The sequence below is a fragment of the Ruegeria sp. YTSC192 genome (assembly GCF_059609705.1).
Genome location: NZ_JBXWMG010000004.1, coordinates 171,474 through 185,048, shown reverse-complemented (window position 1 = coordinate 185,048; position 13,575 = coordinate 171,474). Strand labels below are relative to the sequence as shown.

Annotated in this window: 14 protein-coding genes and 3 pseudogenes; 7 read left to right on the top strand and 10 right to left on the bottom strand. The window is 56.8% G+C overall.

The genetic code is table 11. The features are described 5' to 3' along the window. Window positions 1–245: 245 nt before the first annotated feature. The 3 genes and pseudogenes from AC2FD8_RS08005 to AC2FD8_RS07995 form a co-directional block, all read right to left on the bottom strand. Window positions 246–401 (bottom strand): hypothetical protein, encoded by a 156-nt coding sequence (locus AC2FD8_RS08005; protein ID WP_496855105.1) that lies wholly within the window; start codon window positions 399–401, stop codon window positions 246–248. 101 nt (window positions 402–502) lie between these two features. Next, a complete protein-coding gene (locus tag AC2FD8_RS08000; protein ID WP_496855107.1) occupies window positions 503–655 on the bottom strand; it encodes a hypothetical protein in 153 nt (50 codons plus the stop codon). Window positions 656–762: 107 nt separating this feature from the next. Further along, window positions 763–924 (bottom strand): annotated as a pseudogene (locus AC2FD8_RS07995) (trimethylamine methyltransferase family protein); the annotation flags it as partial. Window positions 925–1,159: 235 nt separating this feature from the next. Here AC2FD8_RS07995 and AC2FD8_RS07990 point away from each other — a divergent pair. After that, window positions 1,160–3,595 (top strand): annotated as a pseudogene (locus AC2FD8_RS07990) (GcvT family protein). A gap of 226 nt (window positions 3,596–3,821) precedes the next feature. On the opposite strand, the gene AC2FD8_RS07985 reads toward AC2FD8_RS07990, so the two are convergent. Next, window positions 3,822–4,721: a LysR family transcriptional regulator gene (locus AC2FD8_RS07985; protein ID WP_496855109.1), complete on the bottom strand. Its 900-nt coding sequence runs from the start codon at window positions 4,719–4,721 to the stop codon at window positions 3,822–3,824. A gap of 115 nt (window positions 4,722–4,836) precedes the next feature. On the opposite strand from AC2FD8_RS07985, the gene AC2FD8_RS07980 reads away from it, so the two are divergent. The 4 genes and pseudogenes from AC2FD8_RS07980 to AC2FD8_RS07965 form a co-directional block, all read left to right on the top strand. Then, a complete protein-coding gene (locus AC2FD8_RS07980; protein ID WP_496855111.1) occupies window positions 4,837–5,457 on the top strand; it encodes a glutathione S-transferase family protein in 621 nt (206 codons plus the stop codon). Between the two features lie 34 nt (window positions 5,458–5,491). Then, window positions 5,492–5,968: a nuclear transport factor 2 family protein gene (locus AC2FD8_RS07975; RefSeq protein ID WP_496874297.1), complete on the top strand. Its 477-nt coding sequence runs from the start codon at window positions 5,492–5,494 to the stop codon at window positions 5,966–5,968. A gap of 23 nt (window positions 5,969–5,991) precedes the next feature. Then, window positions 5,992–7,617, top strand: coding sequence for an FAD-binding oxidoreductase (locus tag AC2FD8_RS07970; protein ID WP_496855115.1), 1,626 nt, complete (start codon window positions 5,992–5,994; stop codon window positions 7,615–7,617). Between the two features lie 41 nt (window positions 7,618–7,658). Continuing rightward, window positions 7,659–7,856 (top strand): annotated as a pseudogene (locus AC2FD8_RS07965) (transposase); the annotation flags it as partial. A 12-nt stretch (window positions 7,857–7,868) separates the two neighbouring features. Here the strand turns inward: AC2FD8_RS07965 and AC2FD8_RS07960 are convergent. Both AC2FD8_RS07960 and AC2FD8_RS07955 read right to left on the bottom strand, forming a co-directional pair. Next, complete coding sequence (locus AC2FD8_RS07960; protein ID WP_496855116.1) at window positions 7,869–8,309, bottom strand: hypothetical protein; 441 nt, start codon at window positions 8,307–8,309, stop codon at window positions 7,869–7,871. A 10-nt stretch (window positions 8,310–8,319) separates the two neighbouring features. Then, window positions 8,320–8,679 carry a nuclear transport factor 2 family protein gene (locus AC2FD8_RS07955; protein ID WP_496855118.1) on the bottom strand — a complete coding sequence of 120 codons (360 nt, stop codon included), beginning with the start codon at window positions 8,677–8,679 and terminating at the stop codon, window positions 8,320–8,322. 64 nt (window positions 8,680–8,743) lie between these two features. Here AC2FD8_RS07955 and AC2FD8_RS07950 point away from each other — a divergent pair, with 64 nt between their 5' ends. Next, complete coding sequence (locus AC2FD8_RS07950) at window positions 8,744–9,328, top strand: TetR/AcrR family transcriptional regulator (RefSeq protein ID WP_496855120.1); 585 nt, start codon at window positions 8,744–8,746, stop codon at window positions 9,326–9,328. Window positions 9,329–9,508: 180 nt separating this feature from the next. Here the strand turns inward: AC2FD8_RS07950 and AC2FD8_RS07945 are convergent, their stop codons facing one another. Further along, complete coding sequence (locus AC2FD8_RS07945) at window positions 9,509–9,979, bottom strand: GNAT family N-acetyltransferase (protein WP_496855122.1); 471 nt, start codon at window positions 9,977–9,979, stop codon at window positions 9,509–9,511. A gap of 44 nt (window positions 9,980–10,023) precedes the next feature. After that, window positions 10,024–10,467, bottom strand: coding sequence for a rhodanese-like domain-containing protein (locus AC2FD8_RS07940; RefSeq protein WP_496855124.1), 444 nt, complete (start codon window positions 10,465–10,467; stop codon window positions 10,024–10,026). Between the two features lie 99 nt (window positions 10,468–10,566). Between AC2FD8_RS07940 and ftrA the strand changes: the two genes are divergently transcribed. Further along, window positions 10,567–11,538 (top strand): transcriptional regulator FtrA, encoded by a 972-nt coding sequence (gene ftrA / locus AC2FD8_RS07935; protein WP_496855126.1) that lies wholly within the window; start codon window positions 10,567–10,569, stop codon window positions 11,536–11,538. Window positions 11,539–11,812: 274 nt separating this feature from the next. Here the strand turns inward: ftrA and AC2FD8_RS07930 are convergent, their stop codons facing one another. After that, entirely contained in the window at window positions 11,813–12,646 is an 834-nt protein-coding gene (locus tag AC2FD8_RS07930) for an exonuclease domain-containing protein (RefSeq protein ID WP_496855128.1), read from the bottom strand. A 59-nt stretch (window positions 12,647–12,705) separates the two neighbouring features. Then, entirely contained in the window at window positions 12,706–13,539 is an 834-nt protein-coding gene (locus AC2FD8_RS07925; protein ID WP_496874299.1) for an IS3 family transposase, read from the bottom strand. Window positions 13,540–13,575: the final 36 nt, after the last annotated feature.

Sequence of the window (13,575 nt, the reverse complement as noted above, 5' to 3'; positions counted from 1 at the left end):
TCATTCCCCAATTTCACGACTTCCGCAGGATCGAGCCATTTTCTTGGGGTACGATTAAAGAACGGCGCCGTGAAAGAAAAAGGGAATAGCGTATCTTCACGGTGTTGTGTCATCTGCAACACGAAAAGGCAGCGGCTTTCCCGGCGGCGGGTGCAGCTTCTGATTGATCTGATAATTTGCCAACAATAGTTTCAATTCATGACAGCTATTTCTCTTCCAATTTCGGACATTGTCGAAGGGCGGACCTAACTGCCGTTCTTGCGGTTTTCCGGCAATCTGATCATCGCCCGGCAGATCGAGTCCCAGATGCGACGGCTGGGGCTTTTACCGCAGTCCAATTTCGAATGCCACAACGACCAGAATTTGATGGCCATGGTCGCCGCAGGTGCGGACTGGACCATCACCACCCCTTTGCTGTTCTCGCGTGCCAAAAGGTTTCAATCAAATCTCAGCATGCACAAGTTTCCGGGTAAAAGCTTTGCCCGCACGCTTGCGATTGTCTCTACACGCGATTGTTCGCGGTCCGTTTTGGACCTGTTAGATGGCAGGATGCGCGCGCTGATCCGAGACCACGCTTTGACTGCGCAATATTTTCAGCCCATGTGCGCGGCTCGGCGCGATCAGCCAGCGTGGGGTAGAAGTAATCCCGTTCCATCGCGGCATGAGTGTGCTGGCCACCCAAGAAGTGCCATCACCCAGAACGGCATCACAAATCGCATCGAACCCGAGGTTCTCGTCCGTTACCCCAACCCCGCGCAAGGCGCGATAGGTATTGGAATGCATCTCATCATCCAGCACGAAAGCCTCAAAACTCGCCCCCAACAATGATGCGGTCATACCCGAGCTTTCGTAGATCAGGTTCCCACCCGCCAAGGCCGCAGCCATGGAGGTTATGCCTTTCTCCATCCCATATTGTGCGTCCATGGCCTTGGCGTCGGTCATGGAACAGGCCACGCCCGAGGGCAGCTGCGCAGACGCGGCATTCAAAACTGCGGTCTCGCGGCCATGTAGGGCGAAGGTCTTCGCAACTTGATCATTCGCCTCTTCGACAAATTGGATTTTTAATTTTGAAAACGTCTCAATATATCACTCTACAATTGCACGTTATAAAAAACGGCCTTCGTATGCAGGGCAAGCGAACACCGGAGGCTCACCTGTCATGAAATCCCGTACCAAAGTTGTTGTCATCGGCGGAGGCATTGCCGGATGCTCGACGCTTTACCACCTGACGCAGGAAGGCTGGAGCGACGTTGTTCTGGTCGAGCGGAACGAACTGACCAGCGGGACGACATGGCATTCGGCGGCGCAGGTGACGAATTTCGGTATGAACCAGACCATGGTCGGGCTGAAGACGCATTCGATCAACCTGTACAAGGAACTCTCCGAGAACTCGGAATATCCGATCAACTACCACCATGCCGATGGCGGCATCCGGCTGGCCAATACCCAAGCGCAAATGCAGGGCTACCGCCACTTCACTTCGATGGCGCGTGGGATGGGCGTGCATTTTGAGGTAATCGACGCTGAGGAATGCGCCCGCCGCCACCCTCTGATATCGACCACCAACCTGCTGGGCGGATTGTGGGACCCTCTGGACGGGGATATCGACCCGGCCCAGCTGTGTCAGGCGCTGGCCTATCACGCCCGCAAGGCTGGGGCTGAGGTGTACCGCAATACTCCGGTCACCGCGCTGACCCAGCAAAAGGATGACACCTGGACCGTGCATACGGAACATGGCGACATTGAGTGTGACATCGTCGTCAATGCCTGTGGCTACCGCGTGAACGAAGTGGGCGCGATGATGGGGGTTCACCATCCCGTCGCCTCGATGGAGCATCAGTATTTCCTAACGGAAGATATTCCTGGCATTGCCAAAGCCGGTCACCGGATGCCGCTGCTGCGCTGCCCGATCAGTGACTATTACTGCCGTCAGGAAAAGGGTGGGCTGCTGGTCGGGTTCTATGAGCAGGACTGCAAAACCTGGGGCATGGACGGTATAGATCCGAACTTTGTAAACGCCCTCTGCCCCGACGATCTGGAACGTGTCATGGACGTTCTTGCCGGAGCGTTCGAGCGTATGCCAGCTTTGGAAGAAACAGGCATCCGATCCATTGTGAACGGACCGATCACCTATACCATCGACGGGGCCCCTCTGGTCGGCCCGATCCCTGGCAAACGCAATGCCTTCTGCATCATTGGCCTGCGCGCAGGGCTGGGCGAAGGCGGCGGCCATGGTTGGCTACTGGCGCAACAGATTGTTCATGGTGAGGCTTGTTATGACACATGGTGCCTCGATCCGCGCCGATTTACCGGCCATACGAATGTGGAACTGACCTCCCTGAAGGCTATCGAGGACTACCAGAACGAATTCCGTTTTCACTTCCCGCATGAACATCGCCCCGCCGGACGCCCAGCCAAGACAACTCCGCTGACGCCTGTACTGGCGGCAGAAGGGGCCGAGTTTACCGTTGTGAACGGGTGGGAGCGGATGGACTACCTCAAGCCATCGCCCGATTTTCACCCCACGCTTGCCTTCAACTTTAATGAGGCGTTCGACATCGTCGCTGCCGATGTGAAGAACGTGCAGGAGAATGTTGGCCTGTGCGAGGTCAACGGCTTCAACCGGTTTGAGATCACCGGAACTGATCGCCACAGCTTCCTTGATCGCATGTGCTGCGGCACGGTCACCTAACGCGATGGGCGCGTGGGCCTAGGCTATCTACTGAACCACCTCGGCATGGTCAAAGCCGAAGCCACCGTCGCAAACCTACCTGCCTCGGATCGTGGGCCAGAGCGTGTGTGGTACGGCTCGGCTGCGGCCAGTGAGTATCACGACATGGATTGGCTGACCCAGCACATCAAAGAGGATGAAGATGTTCACATCCGATCCCTGACCAATGACCAGACCATTCTGGTTCTGGCTGGCCCCAAAGCGCGCGATGTTCTGTCGGCCTGCGCCCGGGGCGACTGGTCAAAAGAGGCCTTCCCCTGGCTGTCCGTGCGCGAATGTTTCGTCGGGTTTGCCCCGGCCACGGTTATGGGCATTAGCTTCTCGGGCGAGTTGGCCTATGAAATCCACATGCCCAACGCCTCGCTCTATGCGGCTTATCTGGCGTTGCGCGCGGCGGGTGAGGCCCATGGCATGAAGCTGTTTGGCGCGCGCGCGGTTGAATCCATGCGGATGGAGAAAGGCTTTCTGCATTGGAAATCAGACATTCTCACGGAATTCGACCCATATGAGACCGGTCTGGATCGGTTCGTAGACCTGACCAAAGGCGATTTCATCGGCAAGTATGCCCTGTTGGGACGCCATGCCAGCGGCAAGCGCAAGCAGCTCGTAGCGCTACAGATCGACGCCACCCACGCACCGGCTCATGGCGGGGCTTCGTTGATGCAGGGCGACACTGTGGTGGGCACCGTCACCTCGGGCGATTGGGGTCATCGGGTCGGACAGAACCTGGCCTACGCGTTCATTGATCCCGCGCTGGCGGGCGAAGGGACCCGTGTGCAGATCGACATGTATGGGGATCTGGTCGGCGCGCGGGTCATCCCTGCCTCACCCTATGATCCCGAACACGCGCGGATGCGCGCCTAGACCGTTTCGACCGCTGCAGGAAGGTCTGAGTGCAACCGCCGCAAAGTGAAACTGCTTGCAGATTCGGGCGAAATCCATGGCCGTGCGCAAGGCAAAATTCCGTGCCGACGGCGCTCAGCACTGGGTTGGTGGCGGTGATTGCGGTGAGGATCATCCAACGCGCAACCCCACGAATACAAAGGGCCAGGGATTGGTCAAGAGACGAAGCAACGATAGATCAAAGGCATCACGCCCCGGCGTTGCAGATCAGGTCATCGCTTGCCAGATGGTCAATCAACGCGCGGACCCGCGTGCTCAGGCGCCGGTTTTGCGGGAAAAGTGCGGCCACGACATAAGGCGTGACGCGATGTTCGGCGAACAGCTCGACCAGCTCTCCGGTCTTGAGGGCGTCGGCCACCGTGTACGCCGGACATCTGGCAACGGCCACCCCCGCTGCGGCCAGCCGTGCTGTGGCTGCGGGCGCATTGGCCTGCAGGCGGCCATGGACGTGAACCGCCACCTCTTTCCCGTCCACATTGAACCGCCAGACCGCAGGGTCGCTCATATTGCCGTCCAGAATGCATTCATGCGTGGCAAGGGCACTTGGATGCGCGGGCACACCTGCACGTTCGAGATAGGCAGGAGACGCACATACTATCAGCGGCATCGGCCCCAACCGTCGCATCTTGAGGGAACTGTCCCGTGTCGGCCCGATCCTGATCGCCAAGTCCAGACCTTCCTCGACAATCGACACCCGGCGGTCGGACAGGTTGAGGTCAATCTCAACCTCTGTGTGCTTGTCAACAAAGGTGGCCAGCGACGGGGCAAGCCGCAGTGATCCGAATCCTGTCGGTGCGGAAATCCGTATCACCCCGCGCAGGGAGGTCTGCGCATTGCGCACCGCCTCCTCCATTTCATCGAACCCGTCCAGAAGCGGTTCACACATTGCCAGATAGGTCGCCCCCGCATCCGTCAGGGACACGCTGCGGGTGGTCCGGTTCAGAAGCTGAACGCCCAGTGCCTCCTCCAGATCGGCCACGTATTTGCTGACCAAACGAGACGACCGCCCCAGCCGCTGGGCCGCCAAAGTGAACGAGGCGTTCTGCGCCACCAGCGCGAAGGCGCGCATTCGGTCGATCTTGTCCATGAGTGTTGCGCCCTTTCAAGGCTTAATGATCCCCTAAAACTGCCCATTATCGCGCATTGTGGCAAGCTGTATCTATAGCCGCAGAAGCAAATCCGCGCATGACAGGAGCTGACAAATGTCGAACTCAGTACGTATCCACCATTTCCCGAAATCCGGCCACGCACACCGCGCCCTGGTCTTTGCCAAGCTGGCCGGGATCGCCCACGAGGCCGTTTTCGTCGATCTTGTCGCAGGCGCGCATAAAACGCCCGAGTTCCTGGAGATGAACCCCAACGGACAAGTCCCAGTGCTTGAGGATGGCGATGTTGTGGTCTCGGATTCCAACGCGATCCTTGTGTACCTGGCCCGGCAATACGCGCCCGACTGGATGCCGACCGATGCGGTGGGCGAAGCAGCAGTGCAGCGCTGGCTGACCCTCGCCGCGGGTGAGATCGCATTCGGGTCCTGCGCGGCGCGGTTGATCACGGTATTTGGGGCACCTCTGGACGTCGATTTCGCCACCGCAACCGCGGCCAAGGCGATGCAAAAACTTGAACAAGGGCTGGAAGGCCGCGACTGGCTGGTCGGCGATCGACCGACCATCGCAGATGTGGCCGCCTATTCCTACACTGCCCACGCGCCCGAGGGGAACGTTTCGCTCGATCCCTATCCGAATGTGCGTGCGTGGATCGCCCGGTTCGAGGCGCTGGACGGGTTCGAGCCGATGCCCGCAACTGCCGCCGGCCTTGTTTCCTGACCGACTGCGCCATGTAACTGACCGGAGATCCGTCATGACACCCGAAGCCCCCCGCCATCCTCTTCCGCCCTTCACCTGCGAAACCGCCATTGAAAAGGTCCGCCTGGCGGAAGACGGATGGAATGGCCGCAACCCGGCCAAGGTTGCACTTGCCTACACACCGGACAGCCAATGGCGAAACCGGGCCGAGTTCCCCGTTGGCCGCGCCGAAATCGAGGAATTTCTGACCCGCAAATGGAACAAGGAACTGGATTATCGCCTGATCAAGGAACTCTGGGCGCATGACGGCAACCGCATCGCGGTGCGCTACGCCTATGAATACCGCGACGATAGCGGAAACTGGTTCCGGGCCTACGGCAATGAAAACTGGGAGTTCGACGATAACGGCTACATGGCCCACCGGTTTGCCAGCATCAACGAACTGCCAATTGCAGAGCAAGAGCGCAAGTTCCACTGGCCTTTGGGCCGCCGCCCGGACGACCATCCGGGGCTTAGCGATCTGGGTCTTTAAATCCACCTAAAGGAGGCAAAAGCATGTCGGGCACAGAATCTCCGTTTCATGCGGGCGAACTGGCGGCGCAGATGCGGGCAGGTGCGGGCGATATAGCCCGTAGGGCGGCGCCGTACATTCGCGACTATCTGCCGGACCAGCATCGTGCCTTCTATCAGGCGCAGCCGTTTCTGGTGGCTGCGTCCAGCGATGCAGAAGGTCGCATATGGGCAACGATCATTGAAGGCCCGGACGGGTTCGTTCACTCGCCTGATCCCCGAACGCTGACCGTTGCAACGGCGATTGACCCACAGGATCCGTTGGTGGAAACCCTGGGGAATGGCGCTGATATGGGCGCTATCGGCATCGAGTTGGCGACGCGGCGGCGCAATCGGTTCAGCGGTCGGACCCGCCCGACCGATACCGGTTTCACCATCGACATCCGCCAGAGCTTTGGCAACTGCCCCCAATATATCAACGAACGCGACTGGCACCGTGTCGCCAATCGCGATCTGAAAGAGGCAGAGGTCTCAGACCGCCTCAACCCGGCGCAGATGGCCCGTATCCGCACATCAGATACCCTGTTCATTGGGTCCGGTCGGCAAGGTCCGCATCAGGCGGCGTCGAACGGGTTTGATGCCTCTCATCGTGGCGGGACACCCGGATTTGTCCGAGTGGTTGACGAGAAGCGTCTGCGTATACCCGACTATTCCGGCAACAACTTCTTCAACACGATTGGCAACCTGTTGGAGAACCCCCGCATCGGGCTGCTATTTGTCGATTTCGCGACCGGAGGGCTCTTGCACCTGTCCGGGCGGGCTGAGATCGACTGGACCCCAGCCGAAGCGCGCGATCCAAACATCCTGCGCATGATCGACGTCCAGGTTGACGCCGTGATCGACCGACCAACCGCGCTATCGCTGAGATGGTCGGCTAAACCGACACCATCGAGACAACTGGTTGTTACGGACAAGGTGACCGAGGCTGAAGGGGTCACCTCATTCCACTTGCGGCCCGCCGAGGGGGGGTCACTTACCCCATTCCGTGCCGGGCAGCACCTGCCGATTACACTCGACCTTCCGACACACGACACAAAACTGCGCAGGACATACACCCTGTCCGGCAGCCCGGTCGAAGATCACTACCGGATCACTGTGAAACGCGAGCCTGACGGCACGGCGTCCCGCTTTCTGCACGACACGGTGCAAGTGGGTGACGTGATCGAGGCCAAACCGCCGGCCGGAGATTTCCTGATCCCACCGGGCGACAGCCCCCTAGTCCTGGTCAGCGCCGGCGTTGGCGTGACCCCGATGATCGCCATGCTGCATCAGGCTGTGGCGCAACACCCTGATCGTCCGATCTGGTTCGTACACGCCGCGCGCAATGGGCGATTTCACGCATTGCGGGGCGAAGCTGACCGCCTGATTGCCAACAGCCCGGCCGCACGGAAACAGATCTACTACAGTGCGCCCGAGTTCAATGACGTGGCGAGGCGGGATTTTGACATCAAGGGCCGGATCACGGCGCAGGATTTGATGGCATTGAATGCCGGACCCAAGGCCCGGTATTTGCTGTGCGGCCCATTGGATTTCATGGCCGATCTGAAAGGCGGCCTTGAGGCATCGGGGGTGATTGCGAACCAAATCCATTCCGAGGTCTTTGGCACCTGAACCGGCTTTATTGCACAAACTGGTCGGCTTAAAATGTTGCACTGAAGCGCCGCGGATCGTTTGAGCTTTGGTTTGATCCGGAGATGGTCTGGGTGCCGCCACCGGGCGGCAGGCGCGGCGTCAACAGCGATGCTGCGATCCAGACCTGCCTGACCCTGAATGGCAGCTTCCCGTATCGCAGAGGAACCGGGCCGCTGAACCTTCTGATCGACAGTACAGGTATCAAATCCGAAGGGGAACGTAAGCTGCGCTCAGTACCTGCCGTCAGGCAAAAGATCGGTCAGATACCCTGTCGGATTTTCTTCAGTAGTCATCATATGGCGGACCCAGGCCTGACGTTCGTGATGAGCGACGATCTCTTCCCAAACGCATTCGATGAAGGGCTCGTGCACATCAATGATTTTACCACCCTCAAAACGCGCCAATAGCCCGGAGACAATTCCGCCGTCCATCCAGATGCGTGTTAAAAGCCAATTCGCTTCTTCTCCCGCATGAAAGATGAGGTAACCTAATTCGCGATGCGCCATTGATGTCACGATGGATGATGCAAGCGAAATTGCAGCCTGATCCAGCATGCCATTTAGATCGATGTCCTCTCGGCCTGGGGCAGAAATCGAGTAAGGTTTCACCTGGATCCCCGACATCTGAACAACGTTATGCGCTTTGAACAATCTGGCCTTGTAGATTTCCATTTCGACGCCCTCAGCCAGTCATCCGGGTTTTGCGATACGCATCCTTCAACGCGATTTTGCCATCGACAATGCGTAGGTAATCACATCCCAATTCTACCGAGCCATCAGGCAAGGTGTAACGCCAGGTCCAGAAGGCTCCATCCTCAAACAACACTGGCTCGGAAGTTTCCGATGTGGCGCCGTTGTCAACTTTGAACATCTCGGCGACCAGCGCACGTATCGCCTGCCTCCCCTGGGCCCGGGTTCCGGGTTCCGGGCCAACCGACGCGGCATAGACGCCATCCTCTGCAAAAAGCGCGACAACCGCGTCGAGATCCCGCGCACCCCACGCCTCTGCAAAGTCTTTCAATAGCGTTTCTGTATCGCCCATTTCTGCCCTTCCAAATTTACATCCTACTAACTATAGAGAACGCTCTATATAGCTAGAGAAACGAATGCAACAAAAACGAAAAACACGGAAATCAGGTAGCCGCGAACGCCTGCTCGATGGTGCAGATCGTGTGCTGCGCCGCAAAGGCTATGGGGCGACAGCCATTTCGGATGTTGTACAGGAAAGCAGTGCGCCAGTCGGATCAGTGTATTTTCATTTTCCCGGAGGCAAAGAACAGCTTGCGCGCGAAGCGATGCAACGTGGCGGAGCCTCTGTCGCAGAGGGTATTTCTGCTGCTATTCAATCGAACTCAGACTTGGTCCGGGGGCTACAAGCTTGTGCAATCAGATGGGCAGATAGTCTCGAAATGACGAATTGGCTTGAAAGCTGCCCAGTCACGGCAACAGCGCTCCACGCAAATGCCGAGACTGAGACATTGCGGGCGACTGGCGCAGAAATCCTCTCGGACTGGATAGACCTTGTGGCGGGACAACTTGAATGTCATGGCTGTGACATCCATGACGCGCGAGAGCGTGCGACCGCCATTGTCGCTGCGCTTGAGGGTGCCGAACTCATGTCGAGGATCACAAAAAGTCGCGCCCCGCTTGAAGCGGTCGCAGCAATGATGCCGCGCATTCTGGGCCAGTAGCACACCAGCCTGCTGGCAGTTGTCGACCATCACACTGCCTCAATCGAAACTCGGTCCGATGAAATGCAGGAAATTTTGCGATTGGTGCCTCTAGTCAGGCATCGGCGCAGGCATGCACCTGCTGGTACCATCACAAAGGATCGCTGGCCAACAGATGCGCTGCGCCGCTTTGCAATGAACTCAATCTACAGGCATCGTCCAGTTGTTCCACTTCAAATCTGGTGCGCCACCGTTAGAGCGATAAAAGGCCTCGGCCTTCTCATTGCCTTGCATGACGGTCCAGGCAACGTGATCGGCACCGACATCTCTCGCTCGATCCTTGACCGATTGCATCAGCGACGCACCAAGCCCCTGGCCTCGACATTCTTCTGCTATGAACAGCTCTTTCAGGATGAGTTTGGGGCGCAGGCTGTAGGTCCAGGGCACGATATAAGTGACTGCCATCCCGCCGAGACGGGGCGTTTCACCATCGGAGACTTCAGCCACATGTGCCCGAAACAGAGCATTCGGGCCAAAGCCGTGACGCAAAAGATCATCCTCTGTCACGTTGAAGTCATCGATATAGTCTTCAAACCGCGCCAGACCGCGCATCAGTTCGATCAGCTGCGGCACGTCGTTTGGCATGGCGTCCCGCAGCTTTACGCGCATCATCGATGCCCTTTTGCAATCAACATCCGTGTCAATCTTACCCCAGTTCACGCCTTGCCTTCAACGTCGGCGACACTGGAGGGGGCTTCGCCTTTGGCAAGCATGAAACCCTCGTCAATCCAGCCGGTCACACCGCCGATCATCTCTTTGACAGGGCGGCCGAGACGCGCCAGACGCACAGCGGCCTTGTTCGCACCATTGCAATGCGGCCCGGCGCAATAGACAACAAACAACGTGTTCTCTGGCCAATCCCCCATTTTGCGCTCGGTGATCTTACCATGCGGCAAGCTGATGGCACCTGGCACATGACCTTCGACGTAGTTCGCTGGCCCTCGCACATCGAGTACAACAAAGTCCTCAGCCCCTTTCGACAACCCGTGATGGGTGTCCCAGCAGTCAGTTTCAAAACTCAGTCTCTTGGAAAAATGTGTCAGCGCATCTTCGCTGGTGGCTGCGGGGGTTTCGGCAACGGCACTTGGGAGTGTGGACATAACTGGTCTCCAGTTTCATGAGTGTTTCACAGGTATTGCGGCAAAGCTTGAACATATGCTAGTGGCAAGATAGTCAAACAACGGTCAGATTCTGCCAAAATGAGCAACTTCACAAAACCCACCGTCTGTATCCTTGCCTATGACGGTTTATGCACTTTTGAATTCGGCATTGCCGTTGAAGCTTTCGCATTGCCGCGGGACGAATTTGACTTTTGGTACACCACACGAACAATCGCTGCTGAACCAGGCGAGATACACGGACTTGGCGGCGTGCGGATCGAGGCAGACCACGATTTGAAAGCACTCGAAGCCGCCAATCTCATTGTTATTCCCGGGTGGAAAGGCGCACACATTCCAGTGCCGGAAACGCTTGTGTCCACTCTGATCCGCGCCCACCAAAATGGGGCGCGTATTGCTACGATTTGCTCGGGCGTTTTTGTGCTTGCCGCAACTGGCTTGTTGGACGGCCACCGTGCGACGACCCATTGGCGATACACAGAAACACTCGTAGATTTCCACCCGAAAATCAAGGTGGATCCCGACGTTCTCTTCGTGGATGAAGATCAACTTTTGACCTCTGCGGGTTCGGCGGCGGGCCTCGACCTGTGCCTGCATATCATCAGGCAGGATTTTGGCGCCGACCACGCCAATTCGGTTGCGCGACGGCTGGTATTGCCGGCCCAACGCGATGGCGGACAAAGCCAGTTCATCCCGCGCCCGGTGCCGTCAGAGCGTGGTGGTCGGATCGCACCACTTCTGGACAAAATCCGCACCTCGCTGAACGAACGTTGGACAATTGAACGTATGGCCGAGGTCGCCAACCTGTCACAACGTACACTGGCCAGGCGTTTTCGTGAAGCTACTGGCGAAACGCCCATTAGTTGGCTGAAATCAGAGCGTGTAGCCCACGCCGCGAACCTCCTGGAAGAAAACGATGTGCCGTTGGCAGATATCGCATTTGCGTGCGGCTTCGGATCGTTGGAGACTTTCCGCCGGGAGTTTCGTGCGATCAGGCGCGCAAGCCCATCGCAATATCGCCGCTCGTTTGGCCCGCGGCGTATACGCAGCTGAAGCAAGAGAAATCGAGATTTAGAAAGATACTGCCTCTCTCCCTTTCCTCCATGATTGTAAAATGACCCATAGCTTGCTCATTTGATAAACATTTTTTGTATGTAAATCATAGCCTTAACTGACACCTATCTTTGAATGTTACTCTTTGGCGTCCATAAAATACACATAGCATGTATATTAATTCTAAGTACTATTTCTCATGAAATTTGAACCCTCAGTTTGCGCTGATGGTTGTTTTGATGCTTACGACCCACGAAGTCGCCCTCTCGCATCACTAAAAATCAAAGACCAACTGCTGTGAGGCATTCAGCAGCCTGATTTTTCGCCCCATTGACGCTTCTGCTTTCAAAGTAACTTCGGCAGCAGCACGTGCATCTTCTCCGGCATCATGGTGTTTGAATTGAAGCTCTAACACCTTTTTGAGATTGGCCAGACCATGCCCACCATTGCCCCGCAACTCCGGCCATGCTTGGCGAGCGATGGCAACGCTGTCTGACCATACCGACTTCAATACTTGAAGTCCTGCAAGTCGGCACGCTGCATCAAAGGCTTTCTCATCGTAACGGCTATGTTGAATAAGCGGATATGCTTCAAGAACCGGACGCAGGCCTGGCAGTACTTCTGCAAATTTGGGGGCGTTTTTGACAGTTGCTGCATCAATGCCATGCAATCGGGTGTTGCCGGCAGCGAATGGCGTGCAGGGATCGATGTATGCACTATAAGTTACAACTGAGCTGTCAAACCCTACAAACGCGAGGCCAATTTGACAGATGCTCGCGATATCGTACCCGGCAGTCTCGACGTCCACAGCTATGAACCTAAGACTGTCGCTTAGTGGTTCGGCCTGATTGAAACAGGTTGGTAAAGAAAAAGATGCAGCATTGGCCATGATAATGACTTTCACACGCTTACTGACTAATGCAAAGCCAGACCGCAGCTGAGCGAGGCAGCCAGGTTTCGTTTCCAGACCACGCAGCACATGATAGCAGTCATTGGTACAGTTTGTGGCGAACAGCGGAATAGAGCCCATCCTGTGAATTTGATATTTTCGCTGCGCGCACTCGCAGAACGAAAATTGCGGCATGAGCGAAAAAATCTGTGCTGCCACGCAGCAGCAATCTCGGCCATGGAGTTCGTCCCGATTTCCGGACAGTTTGATTATTGACCCTACGCGGCGCTTTTCCAAGTCATGGTTAGGTACGCTTGCGCTGGTGTTTGGTAACCAATGGCCGAATGTCGCCTCTGCCGGTTGTAGAAGATTTCAATGTACTCGAAGATCGCGGCTTTTGCCTGAGCGCGCGTTTTGAACTGCGTTTGATGTACGAGCTCTTTTTTCAGCGAAGCAAAGAAGCTCTCCATTGGCGCGTTGTCGAGACACTGGCCTGTCCGGCTCATGGATTGAACGATCTTAGCAGAACGCAGCAATGCACGGTATTCACTCCCAGCATATTGGACGCCGCGATCCGAATGATGGATGAGACCGAGCACCGGGCCACGTCGCCCCAGGGCCATGTTCAGCGCATCACAACACAGTTCTGAACGCAGATGATCGTCCATAGCCCAACCCACGATTTCACGTGTGGCCATATCCTTAACTGCAACGACGTAGAGCCATCCCTCGCCCGTATCGACGTAAGTGATATCAGCGAGCCAAATTCGGTTTGGGATAATGCAATCGAACTTTTGTTCCAGCAGATTTGGTGAGGGCTTAAGGCTGTGATTACTATCTGTGGTGCGCGGCTTGCGTCGCTTGTGCAGCCGTGGTGAGATCTTGTTCTTTTGCGTAATTTTCGCCACGCGCCGCTCTGACACGACCTCGCCGCCAGCCCTCAAATCCCGGTGGACCCGCTTCGACCCGTATCGCTTATTGCTTCGAGCGAACGCTGTTTTGATCTTTGTAAGCAGATCGGCATCTCGCTCTGCGCACCGTTGTTGTCGTCGAATTCGAGCCGGTTGCGAGTGTTCAAAATCATAAAACCAGCTGCGCAATGCCCAAAACACGACAGAGCTGAGCGACAGGATAACTTGCCTATTGGG

Coding starts and splice junctions, on each gene's coding strand:
- AC2FD8_RS08005 (WP_496855105.1), bottom strand. CDS start 401: ATGGTCCAGTCCGCACCTGCGGCGACCATGGCCATCAAATTCTGGTCG.
- AC2FD8_RS08000 (WP_496855107.1), bottom strand. CDS start 655: ATGGAACGGGATTACTTCTACCCCACGCTGGCTGATCGCGCCGAGCCG.
- AC2FD8_RS07985 (WP_496855109.1), bottom strand. CDS start 4,721: ATGGACAAGATCGACCGAATGCGCGCCTTCGCGCTGGTGGCGCAGAAC.
- AC2FD8_RS07980 (WP_496855111.1), top strand. CDS start 4,837: ATGTCGAACTCAGTACGTATCCACCATTTCCCGAAATCCGGCCACGCA.
- AC2FD8_RS07975 (WP_496874297.1), top strand. CDS start 5,492: ATGACACCCGAAGCCCCCCGCCATCCTCTTCCGCCCTTCACCTGCGAA.
- AC2FD8_RS07970 (WP_496855115.1), top strand. CDS start 5,992: ATGTCGGGCACAGAATCTCCGTTTCATGCGGGCGAACTGGCGGCGCAG.
- AC2FD8_RS07960 (WP_496855116.1), bottom strand. CDS start 8,309: ATGGAAATCTACAAGGCCAGATTGTTCAAAGCGCATAACGTTGTTCAG.
- AC2FD8_RS07955 (WP_496855118.1), bottom strand. CDS start 8,679: ATGGGCGATACAGAAACGCTATTGAAAGACTTTGCAGAGGCGTGGGGT.
- AC2FD8_RS07950 (WP_496855120.1), top strand. CDS start 8,744: ATGCAACAAAAACGAAAAACACGGAAATCAGGTAGCCGCGAACGCCTG.
- AC2FD8_RS07945 (WP_496855122.1), bottom strand. CDS start 9,979: ATGATGCGCGTAAAGCTGCGGGACGCCATGCCAAACGACGTGCCGCAG.
- AC2FD8_RS07940 (WP_496855124.1), bottom strand. CDS start 10,467: ATGTCCACACTCCCAAGTGCCGTTGCCGAAACCCCCGCAGCCACCAGC.
- ftrA (WP_496855126.1), top strand. CDS start 10,567: ATGAGCAACTTCACAAAACCCACCGTCTGTATCCTTGCCTATGACGGT.